This window comes from Streptomyces arenae (genome assembly GCF_022343545.1).
Lineage (GTDB): Bacteria > Actinomycetota > Actinomycetes > Streptomycetales > Streptomycetaceae > Streptomyces > Streptomyces humi.
In genome coordinates this window covers 1-17,047 of record NZ_JAKQYH010000054.1, presented here as the reverse complement: position 1 = coordinate 17,047, position 17,047 = coordinate 1, and the positions used below count along the sequence as shown (strand labels likewise).

At 72.8% G+C, this 17,047-nt stretch carries 13 protein-coding genes and 1 pseudogene; 5 read left to right on the top strand and 9 right to left on the bottom strand.

Going from position 1 to position 17,047, the window contains the following annotated elements:
- Window positions 1–197 precede the first annotated feature (197 nt).
- Complete coding sequence (locus tag MB828_RS24090; protein WP_343236191.1) at window positions 198–1,919, top strand: chitinase; 1,722 nt, start codon at window positions 198–200, stop codon at window positions 1,917–1,919.
- A 55-nt stretch (window positions 1,920–1,974) separates the two neighbouring features.
- On the opposite strand, the gene MB828_RS24085 is transcribed toward MB828_RS24090, so the two are convergent.
- From MB828_RS24085 to MB828_RS24075, 3 genes are all read right to left on the bottom strand, one after another.
- The gene (locus MB828_RS24085; protein WP_301650049.1) at window positions 1,975–2,457 is read right to left on the bottom strand and encodes an ATP-binding protein; all 483 of its coding nucleotides are present in this window, start codon (window positions 2,455–2,457) and stop codon (window positions 1,975–1,977) included.
- Between the two features lie 104 nt (window positions 2,458–2,561).
- Complete coding sequence (locus tag MB828_RS24080; protein ID WP_301650048.1) at window positions 2,562–3,482, bottom strand: MEDS domain-containing protein; 921 nt, start codon at window positions 3,480–3,482, stop codon at window positions 2,562–2,564.
- 15 nt (window positions 3,483–3,497) lie between these two features.
- Window positions 3,498–6,062 carry an ATP-binding protein gene (locus MB828_RS24075; RefSeq protein WP_301650047.1) on the bottom strand — a complete coding sequence of 855 codons (2,565 nt, stop codon included), beginning with the start codon at window positions 6,060–6,062 and terminating at the stop codon, window positions 3,498–3,500.
- A 275-nt stretch (window positions 6,063–6,337) separates the two neighbouring features.
- Between MB828_RS24075 and MB828_RS24070 the strand changes: the two genes are divergently transcribed.
- Window positions 6,338–7,693 (top strand): M14 family metallopeptidase, encoded by a 1,356-nt coding sequence (locus tag MB828_RS24070; protein WP_133025543.1) that lies wholly within the window; start codon window positions 6,338–6,340, stop codon window positions 7,691–7,693.
- Here the strand turns inward: MB828_RS24070 and MB828_RS24065 are convergent.
- From MB828_RS24065 to MB828_RS24045, 5 genes are all read right to left on the bottom strand, one after another.
- Complete coding sequence (locus tag MB828_RS24065) at window positions 7,690–8,292, bottom strand: hypothetical protein (RefSeq protein WP_301650046.1); 603 nt, start codon at window positions 8,290–8,292, stop codon at window positions 7,690–7,692. The two genes, MB828_RS24070 and MB828_RS24065, sit on opposite strands and share 4 nt — an antisense overlap.
- 78 nt (window positions 8,293–8,370) lie before the next feature.
- Complete coding sequence (locus MB828_RS24060) at window positions 8,371–9,849, bottom strand: GntP family permease (protein WP_301650045.1); 1,479 nt, start codon at window positions 9,847–9,849, stop codon at window positions 8,371–8,373.
- 118 nt (window positions 9,850–9,967) lie between these two features.
- The gene (locus tag MB828_RS24055; RefSeq protein WP_301650044.1) at window positions 9,968–10,378 is read right to left on the bottom strand and encodes a RidA family protein; all 411 of its coding nucleotides are present in this window, start codon (window positions 10,376–10,378) and stop codon (window positions 9,968–9,970) included.
- Window positions 10,375–11,142, bottom strand: coding sequence for an IclR family transcriptional regulator (locus tag MB828_RS24050; RefSeq protein ID WP_301650043.1), 768 nt, complete (start codon window positions 11,140–11,142; stop codon window positions 10,375–10,377). The genes MB828_RS24055 and MB828_RS24050 overlap by 4 nt, the downstream gene beginning before the upstream one ends.
- Window positions 11,139–12,482 (bottom strand): sugar kinase, encoded by a 1,344-nt coding sequence (locus MB828_RS24045; RefSeq protein ID WP_301650042.1) that lies wholly within the window; start codon window positions 12,480–12,482, stop codon window positions 11,139–11,141. Before MB828_RS24045 ends, MB828_RS24050 begins: the two co-directional genes overlap by 4 nt.
- 136 nt (window positions 12,483–12,618) lie before the next feature.
- Between MB828_RS24045 and MB828_RS24040 the strand changes: the two genes are divergently transcribed.
- On the top strand, window positions 12,619–13,896 hold the full coding sequence (locus MB828_RS24040) for an amino acid deaminase (RefSeq protein WP_301650041.1): 1,278 nt from the start codon (window positions 12,619–12,621) through the stop codon (window positions 13,894–13,896).
- Between the two features lie 8 nt (window positions 13,897–13,904).
- A complete protein-coding gene (locus MB828_RS24035) occupies window positions 13,905–15,515 on the top strand; it encodes an N-acyl-D-amino-acid deacylase family protein (protein ID WP_301650040.1) in 1,611 nt (536 codons plus the stop codon).
- 66 nt (window positions 15,516–15,581) lie between these two features.
- Here the strand turns inward: MB828_RS24035 and MB828_RS24030 are convergent, their stop codons facing one another.
- Entirely contained in the window at window positions 15,582–16,415 is an 834-nt protein-coding gene (locus tag MB828_RS24030; protein ID WP_133025550.1) for a trypsin-like serine peptidase, read from the bottom strand.
- A 237-nt stretch (window positions 16,416–16,652) separates the two neighbouring features.
- On the opposite strand from MB828_RS24030, the pseudogene MB828_RS24025 reads away from it, so the two are divergent.
- A pseudogene (locus tag MB828_RS24025) lies at window positions 16,653–17,047 on the top strand (hypothetical protein); the annotation flags it as partial.

The window sequence follows — 17,047 nt, the reverse complement described above, 5'->3', positions numbered from 1 at the left end:
CTTCATTGCGTGACTACCTCAGCACTGTAACCACGCGTCTGTGGCCGGAGAACAGCGTTTGTGCAGCCGTCTGGGATCTGTGACCGCACAACCAGCGCCAAAACGGGACAGGTTGAGCATATGACCGAGGCCTGAGGCGGTGCGAATTTGGTCTGGACCTATTGACAGCCGAATTGGTCTGGACCACCTTGATTGTCATGCCCAGACTCATCCCCCGACTGGCGTCCCGGTACACCGGACGGCGCATCCGCACCTGGTCGGCCGTGGCCACCCTCGCCACGGCCCTCGCGATGGCCGGTCTGGCCGCCGCCCCGGCCTCCGCCGCCGACGTGAACAACGTGAAGAACCCCGGCTTCGAGTCGGCCCTGTCCAACTGGACCTGTTCCGCGGGCAGCGGTACGACCGTCTCCTCCCCCGTCCACACGGGCGCCGCCGCGCTGAAGGCGACCCCGGCCGGGCAGGACTACGCCCAGTGCAGCCAGACGGTGGCGGTGAAGGCCAACTCGACCTACACACTGAGCGCATGGGTGCAGGGCTCCTACACCTACCTCGGGGTGACCGGCACCGGCACCACGGACGTGTCGACCTGGACCCCGAACACGACCTGGACGCAGCTGTCCACGACCTTCACCACCGGCGCCTCCACCACCTCGGTGACGGTCTGGACGCACGGCTGGTACGGCCAGGCCGCCTACTACGCCGACGACGTCTCGGTCTACGGCCCCGACGGCGGCGGTGGCGGCGACCCGGCCCCGACGGTCCCGGCCACCCCCACGGGCCTCGCGGTCTCCGGTACGACGTCGTCCTCGGCGTCCCTGTCCTGGACCGCGGTCTCGGGCGCGACCGGCTACAACGTCTACCAGAACGGCACCAAGGTCTCGGCGGTCACCGGCGCCTCGGCCACCGTCACCGGGCTCGCGGCCTCGACGTCGTACTCCTTCCAGGTCACCGCCACCAACTCGGCGGGTGAGTCGGCCAAGTCGTCCGCGGTGACGGCGACGACCACCGCGACCGGCACGGGGGGCGGCGGCACCCTGCCCAAGCACGCGGTGACGGGCTACTGGCAGAACTTCAACAACGGCGCGACCGTCCAGAAGATCTCCGACGTGCCGTCCTCGTACGACATCATCGCCGTCGCCTTCGCGGACGCGACCGGCACGCCCGGCGCGGTGAGCTTCAGCCTCGACTCGGCCGGGCTCGGCGGCTACACCGTGGACCAGTTCAAGGCGGACATCAAGGCCAAGCAGGCGGCCGGCAAGAAGGTGATCATCTCGATCGGCGGCCAGAACGGCACGGTCTCGGTGAGCGACTCGGCGTCCGCCACGAACTTCGCCAACTCCGTCTATTCGCTGATGCAGACGTACGGCTTCGACGGCGTCGACATCGACCTGGAGAACGGCCTCAACGCCACCTACATGAGCCAGGCGCTGCGCGCCCTGTCGGCGAAGGCGGGCTCCTCGCTGATCATCACCATGGCTCCGCAGACCATCGACATGCAGTCGACGTCCAACGCGTACTTCCAGACGGCCCTGAACATCAAGGACATCCTCACGGTCGTCAACATGCAGTACTACAACAGCGGTTCGATGCTGGGCTGCGACGGCAAGGTGTACAGCCAGGGCTCGGTGGACTTCCTCACCGCGCTGGCCTGCATCCAGCTGCAGGGCGGACTCGCGCCGTCCCAGGTGGGCCTCGGCCTGCCCGCCTCGACCAGTGCGGCGGGCAGCGGCTACGTGTCGCCGACCGTGGTGAACAACGCGCTGGACTGCCTCGCCAAGGGCACCAACTGCGGCTCCTTCAAGCCGGCCACGACGTACCCGGGGCTGCGGGGTGCGATGACCTGGTCGACCAACTGGGACGCGTCCTCCGGGAACGCCTGGTCGTCGTCGGTCGGGGCCCACGTGCACGCCCTGCCGTAGTCCGTAGGTGGGTCCCGGCGGCTTGGCCGGCCGCCGGGGCCCGGGCTGTGGGGTGCTACGGCTGCCGCCGACCGCAGCCGTCGCACCCGCAGGTGCCGAGCTCGAACCACACGGTCTTGCCCGGCCCGTCCTGGTGGCAGCCCCAGCGCCGGGCAAGCGCATCCACCAGGTACATCCCTCTGCCGCCCTCCGCGAGCCCCGCGTCCAGCACCCGCGGCGGGCGGCGGTCCTCGTCGGCGACCTCGCAGCGCAGCAGGCCGTGCGAGGCGGACAGAGTGAGCCGGAACCGGCTCGCCGCGTGACACAGCGCGTTCGCCGCCAGCTCGCCGGCCAGCAGCTCGCACACGTACGCCACGTCGTCCTGCTCCTCCAGCCCCCACTCCTCCAGCTGCCGCCGTACCGCCGCCCGGGCGTCGCCCGCCGCCGTGGGACGCGGTTCGTACTCGACGCGCAGATGACCGGCCCGGGTCGGTGGCTGCGGGTACGCGGCGTACGGGGGACCGGTGTCCGGGAGCCGGCCCCCGAAGGGTTGCAGCATGCCTCCCAGCGTGCCGGTGCCCGGCTCCCCGCGCAGGGGGAGGAATACCTGATCAGGTACCTGTGCGCGCGGGCCGCCGGGGGCACGTGCGTACGGCGGCTCGCTCAGGCGTACTGGACACGGATCCGTCCGCCGTCCCCCGGCACCCCGTCCCGGACGTCGACGTAGGCGCACACCTGGCGGGTGAACCACAGTCCCTGGCCCGGTGCCAGGTCCCCGCCCGCCGGTGGCACGAAGCCGGCCAGCGGGTCCGCCACGGCCCGGCACAGGCGCAGCTCGCAGACACAGCCCGGCGCCTCGCCCCAGACCAGGAACTCGATGACGGGTCCGTGCGCCTCGGCCGCCTCCGTCACCGCCCGGGTGAACAACTCCGCCTCCGCGGCAGCCAGTCCGCGTCCGGCCGCCCAGTCGCGCACCCCCGCCGGGTCCGCGAGCGGGACGGCCGACCGCGGCACCGGCGGCAGCGGCACCGCGTCCAGCTCCCGCACCAGCACCGGCGGTTGCTCGTACACCCCGGAGCGCGGGTGGGCGCGGCGGGCCGCGTCGACCACCACCGGGCCGGCCGTCCGGGTGTCGTACGCGCACAGGGCGGTGGTGGCGAAGGGCGCGAACAGCAGGTTGGCGAGGGACTCGTAACGGATCCACTCGGTGCTCTCCCGGGCCGAACGGCCCGCGCGCCCCGCCCAGTCCGGCTCCATGAGCAGGTGGATACGGCCGCCGGGCCCGGCGTTGGCCGCGAGGAAACCGGCGCCCTGGGCCACGGCGTTGGCGGCCGTCCCGGTGTACCAGTCGGTGTGGTCGACGAAGCCGATGTCCTTGGCGTCGGTGCCGAGCGCGTCGCGCAGGGCGGCCAGGTTGCCGGGGGCCGCGATGGCGACCGGCGGCGGCTCGTCCGGGGCGGCGAGGCCCTCGGCGAGGAAGGGCAGGGCGGCGGCGACGAACGCGTCGGCCGAGCCGAACACGGCCATCCGGTGGTCGAACCGCTCCTGGGCCGCGGCGGGGCGGGCGCTCGTACTGCTGCTCATCGGGTCTCCTGTGCGTCAGCGCCGGGCGGTCACCCAGGCGGCGATCTGGCTGCGGTTGCGGAAGCCGAGCTTGCTGAGGATGCGTTCCACGTGGCCCTCGGCGGTACGGCGGGCGATCACCAGACGGTCGGCGATCTGCTGGTTGCCGAGTCCCTCGGCGACGAGTTCGGCGACCTCGGTCTCACGCCGGGTGAGCCGGACCGGAGCGGTCCCGGGCGCCGGCTCCGCCCCGGACGGCGGTGGCCGCCCGTCGAGCGCGTACGCCACGATCTCCGCGAGCCCGAGCGCTCCGCCCCGGCCGTGCGCCCGCTCGTACCCGTCCTCCCCCAGGGCCGCACGGGCGTGGGTCTCGCTGGCCCGGCGGGCCGAGTCGAGGGCGGCGGAGCCCCAGCGGTCCGGATCGATGTCGGCCCAGACCCGGTCGGCGCCGCCGAGGAGCACGGCGGTGCGCTCGGCGGCGCCCATGCCGTCGGCGATCCTCGCCAGCAGGTCCAGGGTGAGCCCGATGCCGATCACGTCGTGGACGTCGAGCTTGCGGCGCAGCGCCTCGCGGGCGTGCGGTTCGGCCCGCCGCCAGTCGGCGCGGACGGCGTGGGCGAGGGCGAGGACGCGCAGCACGTAGGAGCGGACCCAGTCCTCGCCGTGCGCCTCGCACAGCCGCAGGGCCCGCTCGCAGACGGCGACGGCCCGTTCCGCCCGGCCCAGGAAGGCGTGCGCGCAGGCGAGTTCGACCAGGTCGAGGCCGTGCAGGCTGAGGTGCTGGCCGGGTACCGGGCCACGGGCGACGGTGGTCTCGTAGTGGGTGCGGGCGGCGGTCAGCTCGTCGGCGAACAGCTGGACGACGCCGATCACGTAGTCGGCGTGGGCGGCCTCCGCCGGGTCGCCGAGCCGCTCGGCGAGGGCACGGGCCTCGCGGGCCCGGCGCAGGCCCCGGGTGAGATCCTCGGGGCTGCCGGCGAGCAGGGCGGAGACCCAGAGGGCGCGGGCGCGTTCGGGGGTCGGCTCGGGGTCGGCGTCGAGGGCGCGGTCGAGCCAGTGGCGGCCCTCGCGCGGGGCGCCGCAGGCGTGCCAGTAGAACCAGAGGGTGCCCGCGAGCCGCAGTCCGGCGCGGGCCTCGCCGGGCGCGGTGAGGCAGAAGTCGAGGGCGGCACGGAGGTTGTCCTGGTCGGCCCTCAGACGGGCGACGGTCTCCCGCTGCCCGGGCCCGAACCAGGCCGCCTCGTGGGCGGACGCCCGCCGCTGGACGTGATCGCGGTGCCGGTGCCGTGCGGCGGCCTCCGCACCGGACCGCTCCCGGAGCCGGTCGAGGCCGTACTGGCGGAGGGTGTCGAGAAGCCGGTACCGGACACCGGCACCGTCGGGGGCGTCCTCCCGGACGAGGACCGACTTCTCGACGAGCCCGGCGACGGCTTCGAGGACGTCGTGGCCGGCGCACCCGGCCGTGCCCACGGACCCGGCGGCGATTTCCACCCCACCCCCGCCCACCGCCCCGGCTCCGGCGGCGGCTTCGGCTTCGGCTTCGGCTTCGAGGCCGGCCACGGGACCGCGACCTGCACCAGCACCCGCACCCGCACCCGCACCCGCACCGGACACAACACCGGCACCGGCACCGGCACCGGCACTCGCAGCCGTGCTCGCCCCGTCACCGGTACCGGCGTCGGCGGTGTTCGGTGGGTGCGGGTCGTGGCAGACGGCTTCGGCGGTCTCCAGGTCGAAGCTGCCGGGCAGCACCGACAGCCGGGCCCACGCCAGCCGCTCGGGCCCGGTGCACAGTTCGTGGCTCCAGTCGACGGCCGCGCGCAGCGTCTGGTGGCGGGGCAGGGCCGCGGGGCTGCCGGCGGCGAGGAGGCGGAAGCGGTCGTCGAGGCGGGCGAGGAGCTGGTCGAGACCGAGGACGCGCATCCGGACGGCGGCGAGTTCGATGGCGAGGGGCAGCCCGTCGAGGCGGCGGCACAGCCGGGCGACGGCGGCCCGGTTGGCGGGGGTGAGCCGGAATCCCGGGAGCACGGCGGCCGCGCGGTCGGCGAAGAGCGCGAGGGCCGCCTGGGACCCGGCGGCGCACAGGTCGCCGTCCGGGTCGGGGACCGGCAGCGGCCGTACCTCCAGGAGGTGTTCCTCGGTGAGGCCGAGGCGGTGCCGGCTGGTGGCGAGGACCCGGACCCCGGTGGTGCCGTGCAGCAGGGCGGCGGCCAGACCGGCGCAGGCGGCGAGCAGGTGCTCGCAGTTGTCGACGACGAGCAGCAGCCGGCGGTCGCGCAGCCGGGTCACCAGCGCGTCCAGGGGCGGCCGGGCGGAGTGGTCGTGCAGCCCGAGGGCGTCGGCCGCGGCGAGCGGGACGAGTTCCGGGTCGCGCAGACCGGCGAGGGCGACGTAGCGGACGCCGTCGGGGAAGGCGCGGGCGACCCGGGCCGCGATGTGGGCGGCGAGCCGGGTCTTGCCGACGCCGCCCGGGCCGGTGAGCGTGACGAGCCGGGCCTTGGCCAGCAGCTCGCGGCCGGCAGCCTGTTCGTCCCTCCGGTCGACGAAACTCGTCGTCTCGACCGGCAGATGGCAGCCCCCGCGCGGCGCCGATCCGCCCATGATCAGCGAGCCCTCCTGTTGGCCGTTCGCCCACGTTCCCCCGGCGGACCGGGTGAACGCACACGAAGGTCACGCGGGAGAGTGCACTTCGGCGGGGGTCGCTTGCGAGAGTGTGGGCGGGCGTACACTGCGCGGCCGCTCGAAGGGAGTTGACGTGAGCGGCTGATTTTACCGTCTTGACCTGTCCATGCCATTCACAGACGATGAGCGGCACCACACAGCCGTTCCACAGGTACGTCGCACCGGACCACCCCCACCTCCCCCCAGGAGACTTCATGCGACTTCGCACCCGCGCCTCCGGCGCCCGCGGCGGCAGACGGAGCGCCGCACTCGGCGCGCTGCTGGCCCTCGCCCTCGCGGCCCCCGTGACCGCGACCGCCACGCACGCGACCGCCGACGGCGCGCGGCCGCCGGCACCCTCGGCCGACGAGGTCCGGCAGTACGAGATCCACCAGAGCACCACCCCCGTGACCCGCGCGGCCATCCAGCGGACCGGTGTCACCGTGGACGAGGCCGACGAGGAGACGGTGGTCGTCTCCGGCCGGGCCGCGCAGATCTCCGCACTGAAGCGGCTCGGCTACGAGGTCACGCCGCTCGGCGCGGCCCCGGACCGGTCGACCCCCGCCGATCAGCTCCGGCTGTTCGACTTCCCGACCGCCGACTCGAAGTACCACAACTACGCCGAGGCGAACGCCGAGATCGACCAGCGGCTCGCCGCCTACCCGGGCATCATGAGCAAGCGGGTGATCGGCAAGTCGTACCAGGGCCGGGACATCGTCGCCATCAAGGTCAGCGACAACGTGGCGACGGACGAGAACGAACCCGAGGTCCTCCTCACCTTCCACCAGCACGCGCGCGAGCACCTCACGGTGGAGATGGCGCTGTACCTGCTGCGGGAGCTGGGCGCCGGGTACGGCACCGACTCCCGGGTCACGAACATCGTCAACAGCCGCGAGATCTGGATCGTGCCCGACCTCAACCCGGACGGCGGCGAGTACGACATCGCCACCGGGTCGTACCGGTCCTGGCGCAAGAACCGGCAGCCCAACTCCGGCTCCTCGTACGTCGGTACGGACCTGAACCGGAACTGGAACTACAAGTGGGGCTGCTGCGGCGGCTCCTCGGGATCGACGTCCTCGGAGACCTACCGGGGCGCGGCCGCCGAGTCGGCGCCCGAGGTCAAGGTGGTCGCCGACTTCGTGCGCAGCCGGGTCGTCGGCGGGAAGCAGCAGATCAAGGCCGGGATCGACTTCCACACGTACAGCGAGCTGGTGCTGTGGCCGTTCGGGTACACGACGGCCGACACGGCGACGGGGATGACCGCGGACGACGCCGCCGCCTTCAAGGCGCTGGGGCAGAAGATGGCCGCGAGCAACGGCTACACGCCGGAGCAGTCCAGTGACCTGTACATCACCGACGGGTCGATCGACGACTACCTGTGGGGCACGCAGAAGATCTTCGACTACACCTTCGAGATGTATCCGACGTCCAGTTCCGGGGGTGGGTTCTACCCGCCCGACGAGGTGATCGAGCGGGAGACCTCCCGGAACCGGGACGCGGTGTTCCAGTTGCTGGAGAACGCGGACTGCGTGTACCGGGCGATCGGGAAGGAAGCCCAGTACTGCAGTTAGGCGCGCGCCTCCTCGGCGTCGGTGTCGGTGTCGTCGTCGGACGCGTCGGCACCCTCGTCGAAGTACGCGTCCAGGACCGCGTCCAGCTGCTCTTCCCACTCCGTGAAGCGGGACCGGGCCGTCGCCTCGATCTCGATCGGGTACCAGCGGCGGTCCGGGGTGTGCACGGTGATCGTGAACCGCTTGCCGAAGCGCGGCGTCTCGGTCTCGACCGCGCCGATCTCGTCCCAGCGGAACTCGCACTTCTCCTCGTCGAGGGAGAGGCGCACACCGGTGGCGTCCGCCACTATCCTCGCGCGGCGGTCGGCGGCCTCGAAGACGGGCCCCTCGGCGGGCTCCGCCTCGTCGTCGTCCGCCGCGTCCTCGGCCTTCGGCCCGACGGCGTCGGCCTCTTCCGCCTCGACGGCCTCCACCTCGACGGCCTGCACCTCCGCGGCCTTCGCATCCGCGGCCTTCACCTCGGCGTCCGCCGCCCCCGCGTCCCGCGGTTCCGCGTCCTGCGGCTCGGCGGGCGCGGGTGAGGTGAGCCCGGGGACGAAGGCCGGGTCGAATCCGGCGCCCTCCAGGGGCTGGCTGTTGGCTCCTATGCGCTGCTCCACAGCGGGCAGTATGGTCGAAGAACCTGTGCCGGACACAGCCCACCCCAACTTCGTTATCAGACGCCTACACGAAGACGCCTATACGAAGACGCTGAGCAGGGCGGCCATCGCGAAGCCGGCCACCGACAGCACCGTCTCCAGCACGGTCCAGGTCTTCAGGGTGTCGCGTTCGGTGATGCCGAAGTACTTCGACACCATCCAGAACCCGCCGTCGTTGACGTGCGAGGCGAAGATCGACCCGGCCGAGACGGCCATGATGACCAGGGCGACGAAGGCCTGGGAGTGGTCGCCCTCGGTCAGCAGCGGGGCCACGATGCCGGCCGTCGTCACGATCGCCACCGTCGCCGAGCCCTGCGCGACCCGCAGCACCACGGAGATCAGGTAGGCGAGGACGATCACCGGCAGGCCCACGCCGTTGAAGGTGTCGGAGAGGGCCTGGGCGACCCCGCTGGCCTTCAGCACGGCACCGAAGATCCCGCCCGCGCCGACCACCAGCAGGATGTTGCCGACCGGCTTGAGGGACGCGGTGGAGACGGTCTCCAGGGACTTGCGGGACCAGCCGCGCCGGATGCCGAGCAGGTAGTAGGCGAGGACCAGCGCGAGGGTGAGGGCGACCATCGGCGTCCCGAAGAACTCCAGCACCGAGCGGCCGGTGGAGGGGTCCAGGGCGATGGAGGAGAAGGTCGCGGCGAGGATGAGCACGAGCGGGGTGCCGATGATGGCGAGGACCGTGCCCAGCGGGACCGGCTTCTCCTGCGGCTCCACCCCGGCCGCCCGCTGCTCCGCCAGCAGCGCCTGCCTGGCCTCGTCGGCCGCCTCGACCATGTCCTGCGGTACGGCGACGAAGATCCGCCTGCCGATCCACGCCGAGAACGCCCACGCGGCCAGCACCGCCGGGACGCCGCAGACGACGCCCATGAGGATGACCCAGCCGAGCTGGACGTGCAGCAGCGCGGCGGCGGCCACCGGGCCGGGGTGCGGCGGCAGGAAGGCGTGGGTCATGGAGAGACCGGCGAGGAGCGGGAGGCAGTAGAGGAGGATCGACTTGCCCCCGCGCTTGGCGGCCGCGTAGACGAGGGGCGCGAGCACGAAGATGCCGACGTCGAAGAAGACCGGGATGCCGAAGACGAGACCCGTCAGGCCCATGGCCAGCGGGGCCCGCTTCTCCCCGAAGAGGTTCAGGAGGCGGCCGGCCAGCACCTCGGCGCCGCCGCTGACTTCGAGGATCGCGCCGAGCATGGTGCCGAGGCCGATGATGATCGCGACATGGCCGAGGATGCCGCCCATCCCGGACTCGACGGTGGAGACGGCGTCGGAGCGCTGCACGGTGCCGAAGAGTTCGGTGACCGAGAGCCCGGCGAGCAGGCCGACGGCTATGGACACGGCGAGCAGGGCCACGAAAGGCTGGAGCCGGGCCTTGATGATCAGGAACAGCAGCAGGGCTATGCCGACGGCGGCGACCGTGAGGAGACCGGCGGTGCCGTCGAGGACCAGGAGCAGGCCACCGGTGTGGGGTGGGGTCGCGGGGGTGGTGGACGCGGCGAGCGGTAGGGACATGTGGGGGTCCTCTTCTGCGTAAGTGCATCGCGCTTTCGGGCAGGGGAGATCGCGGCACGGCGCCCGGGGCGGGTGCCGTGCCGTGACGGACGTACGGTGTGCGGAGGGTGACGGCCCGTCAGCCGAGGACGGCGAGGGCGTCGATCTCGATGAGCAGACCCGCGGGAAGGCCGACGTAGACGGTCGTGCGGGCGGCGGGCGGGGCGGTGAGCGCCTGCTCCTCGAAGTAGGTGTTGTAGATCTCGTTCATCTCGGCGAAGTGGTCCACGTCCGTCAGATAGACGCGGATCATCATCACGTCGTCCCAGGCGGCGCCGCCCTCCTCCAGGATCGCCTTGACGTTGGCGAGGGTCTGGAGGGTCTGCTCGCGCAGGGTCGGGCCGGCCGGGGTCGGGGGCCTGCCCTCCTCGGCGGGCAGGAAGCCGACCTGCCCGGCGACCTGGAGGATGTTGCCCTTGCGGACGCCGTGCGAGAACTTCGCGGGCGGGGTGGTGTGGGTCTTCGGGGTGAGCGCGAGCTTCTCGGTCATCGGTTACCGGCTTCCGTGATCGGGGTTCTGCCTGAGTACTCGCCGCTGATCGCGTCCGCCGTGCGGCGCACCTGCGGGAGCAGGGTGAGGAGTTCGTCGGCGGTGACGACGACGTTGGGGGCGGAGACCGACATCGCGGCGACGACGCGCCCGTCGGCACCGCGGATGGGGGCCGCCACGCAGTTGATGGACTCCTCGTGGCCGCCGAGGTCGGTGGCCCAGCCCTGTTCGCGCACCTTGGCCAGTTCCCTGCGGAACGCCTCCGCGTTCGGTGTCGAACGGGCCGTGTACATCGGGTACTCGAGCTGGTCGGCGAGGGCCCGTCGCTCGGGTTCCGGCAGGTCGGCGAGGAGCAGTTTGGCGACGGCGGCGACGGTGATGGCGACGGGCTTGCCGATCCGCGAGTACATGCGGACCGGGTAGCGGCTCTCGACCTTGTCGATGTAGAGGACCTCGCCCTCCTCGAACACCGCGAGGTGCACGGTGTGTCCGCAGGCCGCGTTGAGGCGGGCCAGGTGGGGGTGGGCGATCTCGCGGACGTCGAGGTTCTCCATGGCCTCCTGGGCGAGCGCGAAGAGGCGGGCGCCGAGGCGGTAGCGCTGGTCGGACTGGCGGTAGACCAGGCCGTGTTCGTGGAGGGTGCGCAGCAGCCGCAGCGCGGTCGACTTGTGCACGCCGAGGCGGTCGGCGACCCGGCCGAGGTCGGCGGGGCCCTCGGCGAGCAGGGGCAGGATGCTGAGCGCTCGGTCGACGGTCTGGCTCATGGGGTGCGTACCTCCTCATCGGCCGCTTCGGCTTGCGTCCAGCCGGGGCCGAGTCGAAGTCTCTCCCACGCGGTGTCGTCGAGGGCGGTCAGGCGGTCGGTGGTGTCGCGGGCGGGCGGCGGAGCGAGGTCGGCGGGGCTGGTGAGGGTGGCGGCGGCGAAGAGGTGACCGAGCCGCAGCGTCTGCCTGACCGGCAGTCCGCGCAGAACACCGGAGAGAAACCCGGCGGCAAACGCGTCCCCGGCCCCGACGGTCGCCACGACATCCACGGCGGGGGCGGGCTCGAAGGCGCCGGGGGTGGGGGCGGCCGTGGGGGTGGGGGCGCTCACCGGCGCCGTCAGGGTGCCGCTGCGCCCACCCGTGCCGCCCTGCGGCCCGCCTGCCCGCAGCTGGGGAACTTGACCGGAGGCGCCTGCCCGCAGCTGGGCGGCTTGACCGGACGCGGCTGCCCGCAGCTCAGGGACTTCACCGGAGGCGTCTGCCCGCGGCTGGGGGGCTTGGTCGGGCGCGGCTGGGCAGCGCCCCGTCAGGGGCGCGGGGAACTGCGCGAGCGGCCCCCACGCGCCCGCGGCCGAAGAACTGCCCGAGCCACTCGGCACGAAGGCCGTCGCTCCCTTCGCGCCGGCCTTCACCACCAGCACCGCCGGCTCCGGCAGCAGCTCACGGACGGCCTCCGGGCCGCCGTCCACCCCCCACGCCTGCTCCGCCTCGTCCTCCCCGACGAAGACGATGTCGGCCCGGCGGGCCAGCTCCAGCAGCACCCCGGCCCCCGTGCCCCCCGACGCGGTCCACAGGCTCTGCCGGTAGTTGACGTCGAACGACACCAGCGGCCGTGCCCCGCCGGGGGCCGTCAGTTCGCGCAGCAGCCCCAGGCAGCCCTCGGACAGCGCGGCCGTGATCCCCGACAGGTGCAGCACCCGCCCGGCACGCACCGCGCCCAGGTCGACCGTCTCCACCGACATCGCGGACGCCGCCGAGCCCGCCCGGTAGTAGGCCACCTCGTGCGCGTCCGTCGCCCGGTCCCCCGCCGTGCGGAAGTACACCCCCGTCGGGCGTACGGCGTCCCGGCCCACGTACGAGACGTCGACGCCGTACGACGCGACCGTCTCCACCAGGTGGTCGCCGAAGCCGTCCGTCCCGACCCGGCTGACCCACCGCACGGTGTGCCCGGCGGCGGCCAGCCCGCAGGCCACGTTGGACTCGGCGCCGCCGATGGCGCGGTCGAAGGAGGGCACGTCCGCGAGCCGTCCCGGCCGGCCGGGCAGGAACGTGACCATGGATTCGCCGAGGGCGACGACATCCACCGTGTCCGGGGCGTCAACGGCGTCCGTGGCCTTCACGATGGGAAGGGCTCCTCGTGGTCTCGGGTCGCTGCGGGCTCCATTGACCCGGCATTGGCGTGGATGTTAGACAGCCGTAAGCGATATACGCAATGAACGTTGCAGAGAACGCAACCACTCTGATCAGGGAGGCTCCGTGTCCCTCGACACCGGCACCGAAGCGCTCGCCCGGCTCGCGGAGGAACGGGTCGACCACCGTTTCAAGGGCCTCCCGCCGGACGCCGAGGGCCTCACCGTCGGCGAGCTGACCGCCCAGCGCCGCAACCTCTTCACCGACGGCTTCACGACCCCGGTGCTGACGCTCTCCGCCGAGCGCCTGGAGCACAACCTCGCGCTCATGGAGTCGTACACGGCACGGCACGGGCTCGCCTTCGCCCCGCACGGCAAGACCTCCATGGCACCCCAGCTCTTCCGGCGTCAGACCGAGCGCGGGGCGTGGGGCATCACCCTCGCCGTGCCGCACCAGGTACGGGTGGCGCGGGCGTTCGGCACCCGCCGCGTCTTCCTCGCCAACGAGCTGGTGGACGCCCCGTCGCTCCGCTGGATCGCCGCCGAGCTGGCCCGGGACGAGGACTTCCGCCTCGTCTGCTACGTCGACTCGGTGCGCGGGGTCGAGTTGATGGACGCGGCCCTGCGCGGCAGCCCGCGGCCGGTGGAGGTGGTCGTCGAACTGGCGGCCGGGGACGGAGCCCGTACCGGCGTGCGCACGGAGGCGGAGGGCGCGGCGGTCGCCGAGGCGGTGGCCGGGACGCGGACGCTGCGGCTGGTCGGCGTGGCCGGGTACGAGGGCGAGGTCCCGCGGCCGGACCCGGACCGGGTCCGCGCGTATCTGCGCCGGCTGGTCGCGCTCGCCGTCGACCTCGACAAGGCGGGCCGGTTCAGCGGTGGCTCGGAGATCGTGGTCAGCGCGGGCGGCAGCGCGTGGTTCGACGCGGTGGCGGACGTCTTCGCGGAGATCCCCGAACTCTCGCTGCCGGTACTGAAGTTGCTCCGCTCGGGTGCGTACGTCTCGCACGACGACGGCCACTACCGCGAGCTGACCCCCTTCAACCGCGTCCCCGAGGAGGGGGCCCTGGAGCCGGCCTTCCGGCTCTGGGCGCAGGTCGTCTCCCGCCCGTCCCCCGGGCAGGCTTTCGCCAACGCGGGCAAGCGGGACGCGGCCTACGACCTCCACCTGCCGTTCGCCCAGGTGGTCCGCCGGGACGGGGTGCGGTGGCTGGCGACGGGCATCACCGTGACCGGCCTGTCCGACCAGCACACCTGGCTGGAGACCGCTCCCGGGGCGGACCTGGCGGTCGGGGACTGGATCGGGCTCGGCCTGTCCCACCCCTGCACGTCGTTCGACAAGTGGCAGCTGATCCCGGTCGCCGAGGCGGACGGGACGGTCGTCGACCACATCCGTACGTTCTTCTAGGAGGGGTCGTGGAGGACCTGGTCATCCGGGACGCGGATGTCGTCGACGGCAGCGGCGCACCCTCCTACCGCGCGGACGTGGTGGTGGACGCCGGCCGGATCGTCGCCGTCGTCAAAGAGGCCGCGGCGGCCGGCTGCCAACGCCCCCGCGCCATGCGCGAACTGGACGCCGAGGGCCTGGTCCTCTCCCCCGGTTTCGTCGACATGCACGCGCACAGCGACCTGGCGCTGCTCCGCGACCCCGACCACAGCGCCAAGGCCGCGCAGGGCGTGACCCTTGAGGTGCTCGGCCAGGACGGGCTGTCGTACGCGCCGGTGGACGACCGCACCCTGGCGGAGGTCCGCCGGGCGATCGCCGGCTGGAACGGCCACGGCGACGACGTCGACTTCGACTGGCGGTCGGTCGGCGAGTACCTGGACCGTCTCGATGGGGGCATCGCGGTGAACGCGGCCTACCTGGTCCCCCAGGGCACGGTCCGCGCGCTCGTCGTCGGCTGGGAGGACCGCGCGGCGACCCCCGCCGAGTTGGACCGGATGCGCCGTCTGGTCGCGGAGGGCCTGGAGCAGGGCGCGGTGGGCCTGTCCTCCGGGCTCACCTACACCCCCGGCATGTACGCCCCGGACGCCGAACTGACGGAGCTGTGCCGGGTGGTGGCGGAGTACGGCGGCTACTACTGCCCGCACCACCGCTCGTACGGCGCGGGCGCCCTCGACGCCTACGCGGAGATGGTGACCCTGGCGAGGGCGGCGGGCTGCCCGCTGCACCTGGCCCACGCCACCATGAACTTCGGCGTGAACGAGGGCCGGGCACCGGAGCTGCTGTCCCTCCTCGACGAGGCCCTCGCCGCCGGCGCCGACATCACCCTCGACACCTACCCGTACACCCCCGGCAGCACGACCCTCGCGGCGATCCTGCCGAGCTGGGCGAACGAGGGCGGCCCGGCGGCGGCCCTGGCCCGGCTGGCGGACGACGACACGTCCGAACGCGTCCGCCACCACCTGGAGGCGGTCGGCTCCGACGGCTGCCACGGCGTCCCCGTCGAGTGGGACACGATCGAGATCTCGGGCGTCGCCGATCCCGTGCTGACGGAGTTCACCGGCCGCACGGTGGCGGAGTCGGCGCGGCTACGCGGCGAGACCCCGTGGGCGACGGCCCGCCATCTGCTGCTGGCGGACCGGCTGGCCACCTCGATCCTCCAGCACGTCGGCCACGAGGAGAACGTCCGCACGATCATGCGCCACCCGGTCCACACGGGCGGCTCGGACGGCATCCTGCACGGCACCAAGCCGCACCCCCGGGCCTACGGCACGTTCCCGCACTACCTCGGCCACTACGTACGGGAGTTGGGCATCCTCTCCCTGGAGGAATGCGTCGCCCACCTCACCTCACGCCCCGCGGCCCGGCTACGCCTGCCGGACCGCGGCCTCGTACGCGAGGGCTACGTCGCCGACCTGGTCCTCTTCGACCCGGAGACGGTGGCGGCGGGCGCGACGTTCGAAAACCCCCGCCGCCTCCCGACCGGCATCCCCCACGTCCTGATCAACGGCCACTTCGTCATGGAGGACGGTCACAGAACAGAGGTTCTGGCCGGACGAGCGGTACGCAGAACGCCCCTTTAGGGGCGCGAGGAACTGCGCGACCACCCCCCACCCATCCGCACCCGAAAACGAAACGCCCGCCACCCCTCACGGCTTCGGCAAGGTGCACCCACTCGCGCTCAGGTTCAGCACGTTCCCCGTCGTGAAGCACGCCGGAATGTTGTACGTCTCCTCGGCGTAGTTGATCCCCTGCCGAACCGTCACCGTCCCGTTCGCGTCCACCTCGCACGGGTTGTCCACGGTGCACCGCTCCCCGTCCTCGTTGCCCGTGTTGTTGACGGCGACGACCTGCCCCGTGGTGGTGTCGATCACCGGCGACCCCGAGGTCCCCCCGATCGTGTTGCACGCGGAGGTGTAGCGGACCGAGTCCTTCCAGGTCCAGTCGCCCTCCTTCAGCCGGTACACGAACCCGTCGATGTTGCAGCTGTAGATCGTCTTCCAGTACCCGGAGACGACCTTGATGGCGGTGCCGGCCACGGGGTGGGTGGCGCTGACGGTCAGCGGGCTGATCCCGTAGGAGCTCTTGATCGCCGCGTACGTCGTGGTGGTGCGGTAGATCGTGACGTCGGTGTCGGTCATCGTCGAGTAGACGACCTGGTTGGCGCGGAGGGTGGCGACGCGGGTACCGGAGGAGTTCAGCAGGCCGAAGGTACGGCTGGAGGACTGGCCGGTGATGACCTCGCCGGGGTCCGGGAAGCCGGTCTCCAGGCAGTGGCCGTTGGTGAGGACCAGCGCCGGGTCGGTGTCCGCGGAGTCGGGGAAGCGGATGACGGAGCCGGAGCAGTTGCTGAGCGAGACGGTGCCGGCGAAGTTGACGGTCACCGCCGCGGCCGCCTTGGCCTGCGGTGCGGCGACCGCCGGTGCCGTGCCGATCCCGGTGATGGCCAGGGAGGCGAGCGCGGCGACGAGAGGCTTGTTCATGTGGGGGTCCCCTCTATATGACGAGGTGACCGGAGATCTTCCGGTCACCCACTGTTTTGTCATGCACATTCTCAGCACATGCGCACGCGAGGGCAAGGAGCTGTTTCCGGAACGGCCATGGCGGATTTCCGCCGGTGACAGCGACCCGCGCCTCCGGCTGCCGGGGACTAGTGGGAGTGGCCGCCGCCCCTGCCGTGGCCCCAGCCGTGGCCCCCGTAGCCGGAGGACTCGGTGGGCGTGGCGCCGGTAGCGGTCGGTGCGGGTGTGGGGCTCGCGGTACGGCTCGGGGTGGCGGTCGAGGTGGCACCCGGCGTGGCGTTCGAGGTGGCACCCGGCACGGAGGCGGTCGCCGACTGCGCGCCGGCCGCGGCGCTCGCGGCCGTCACGGCCGTACGGGCCGACGGCGGCACCGCGGCGGGCACGGCCGATCCCGGCGACGCCGCGGCGGACGTACCGCCCGGGGTCGCGCCCTCCGCGGGCGCGGACGCGTCGGCCGTCGCGCGCTCCGTGTGGTTCCGCTCACCCTGCGCGCCGTCGGACGACGAGGTCCAGGCGACTCCGGCGAGCAGCGCGGCCACCGATGCGGCGCCGATCGCCCCGACGGCCGCCGCCCGGTTCCTCGGGCGGCGGCC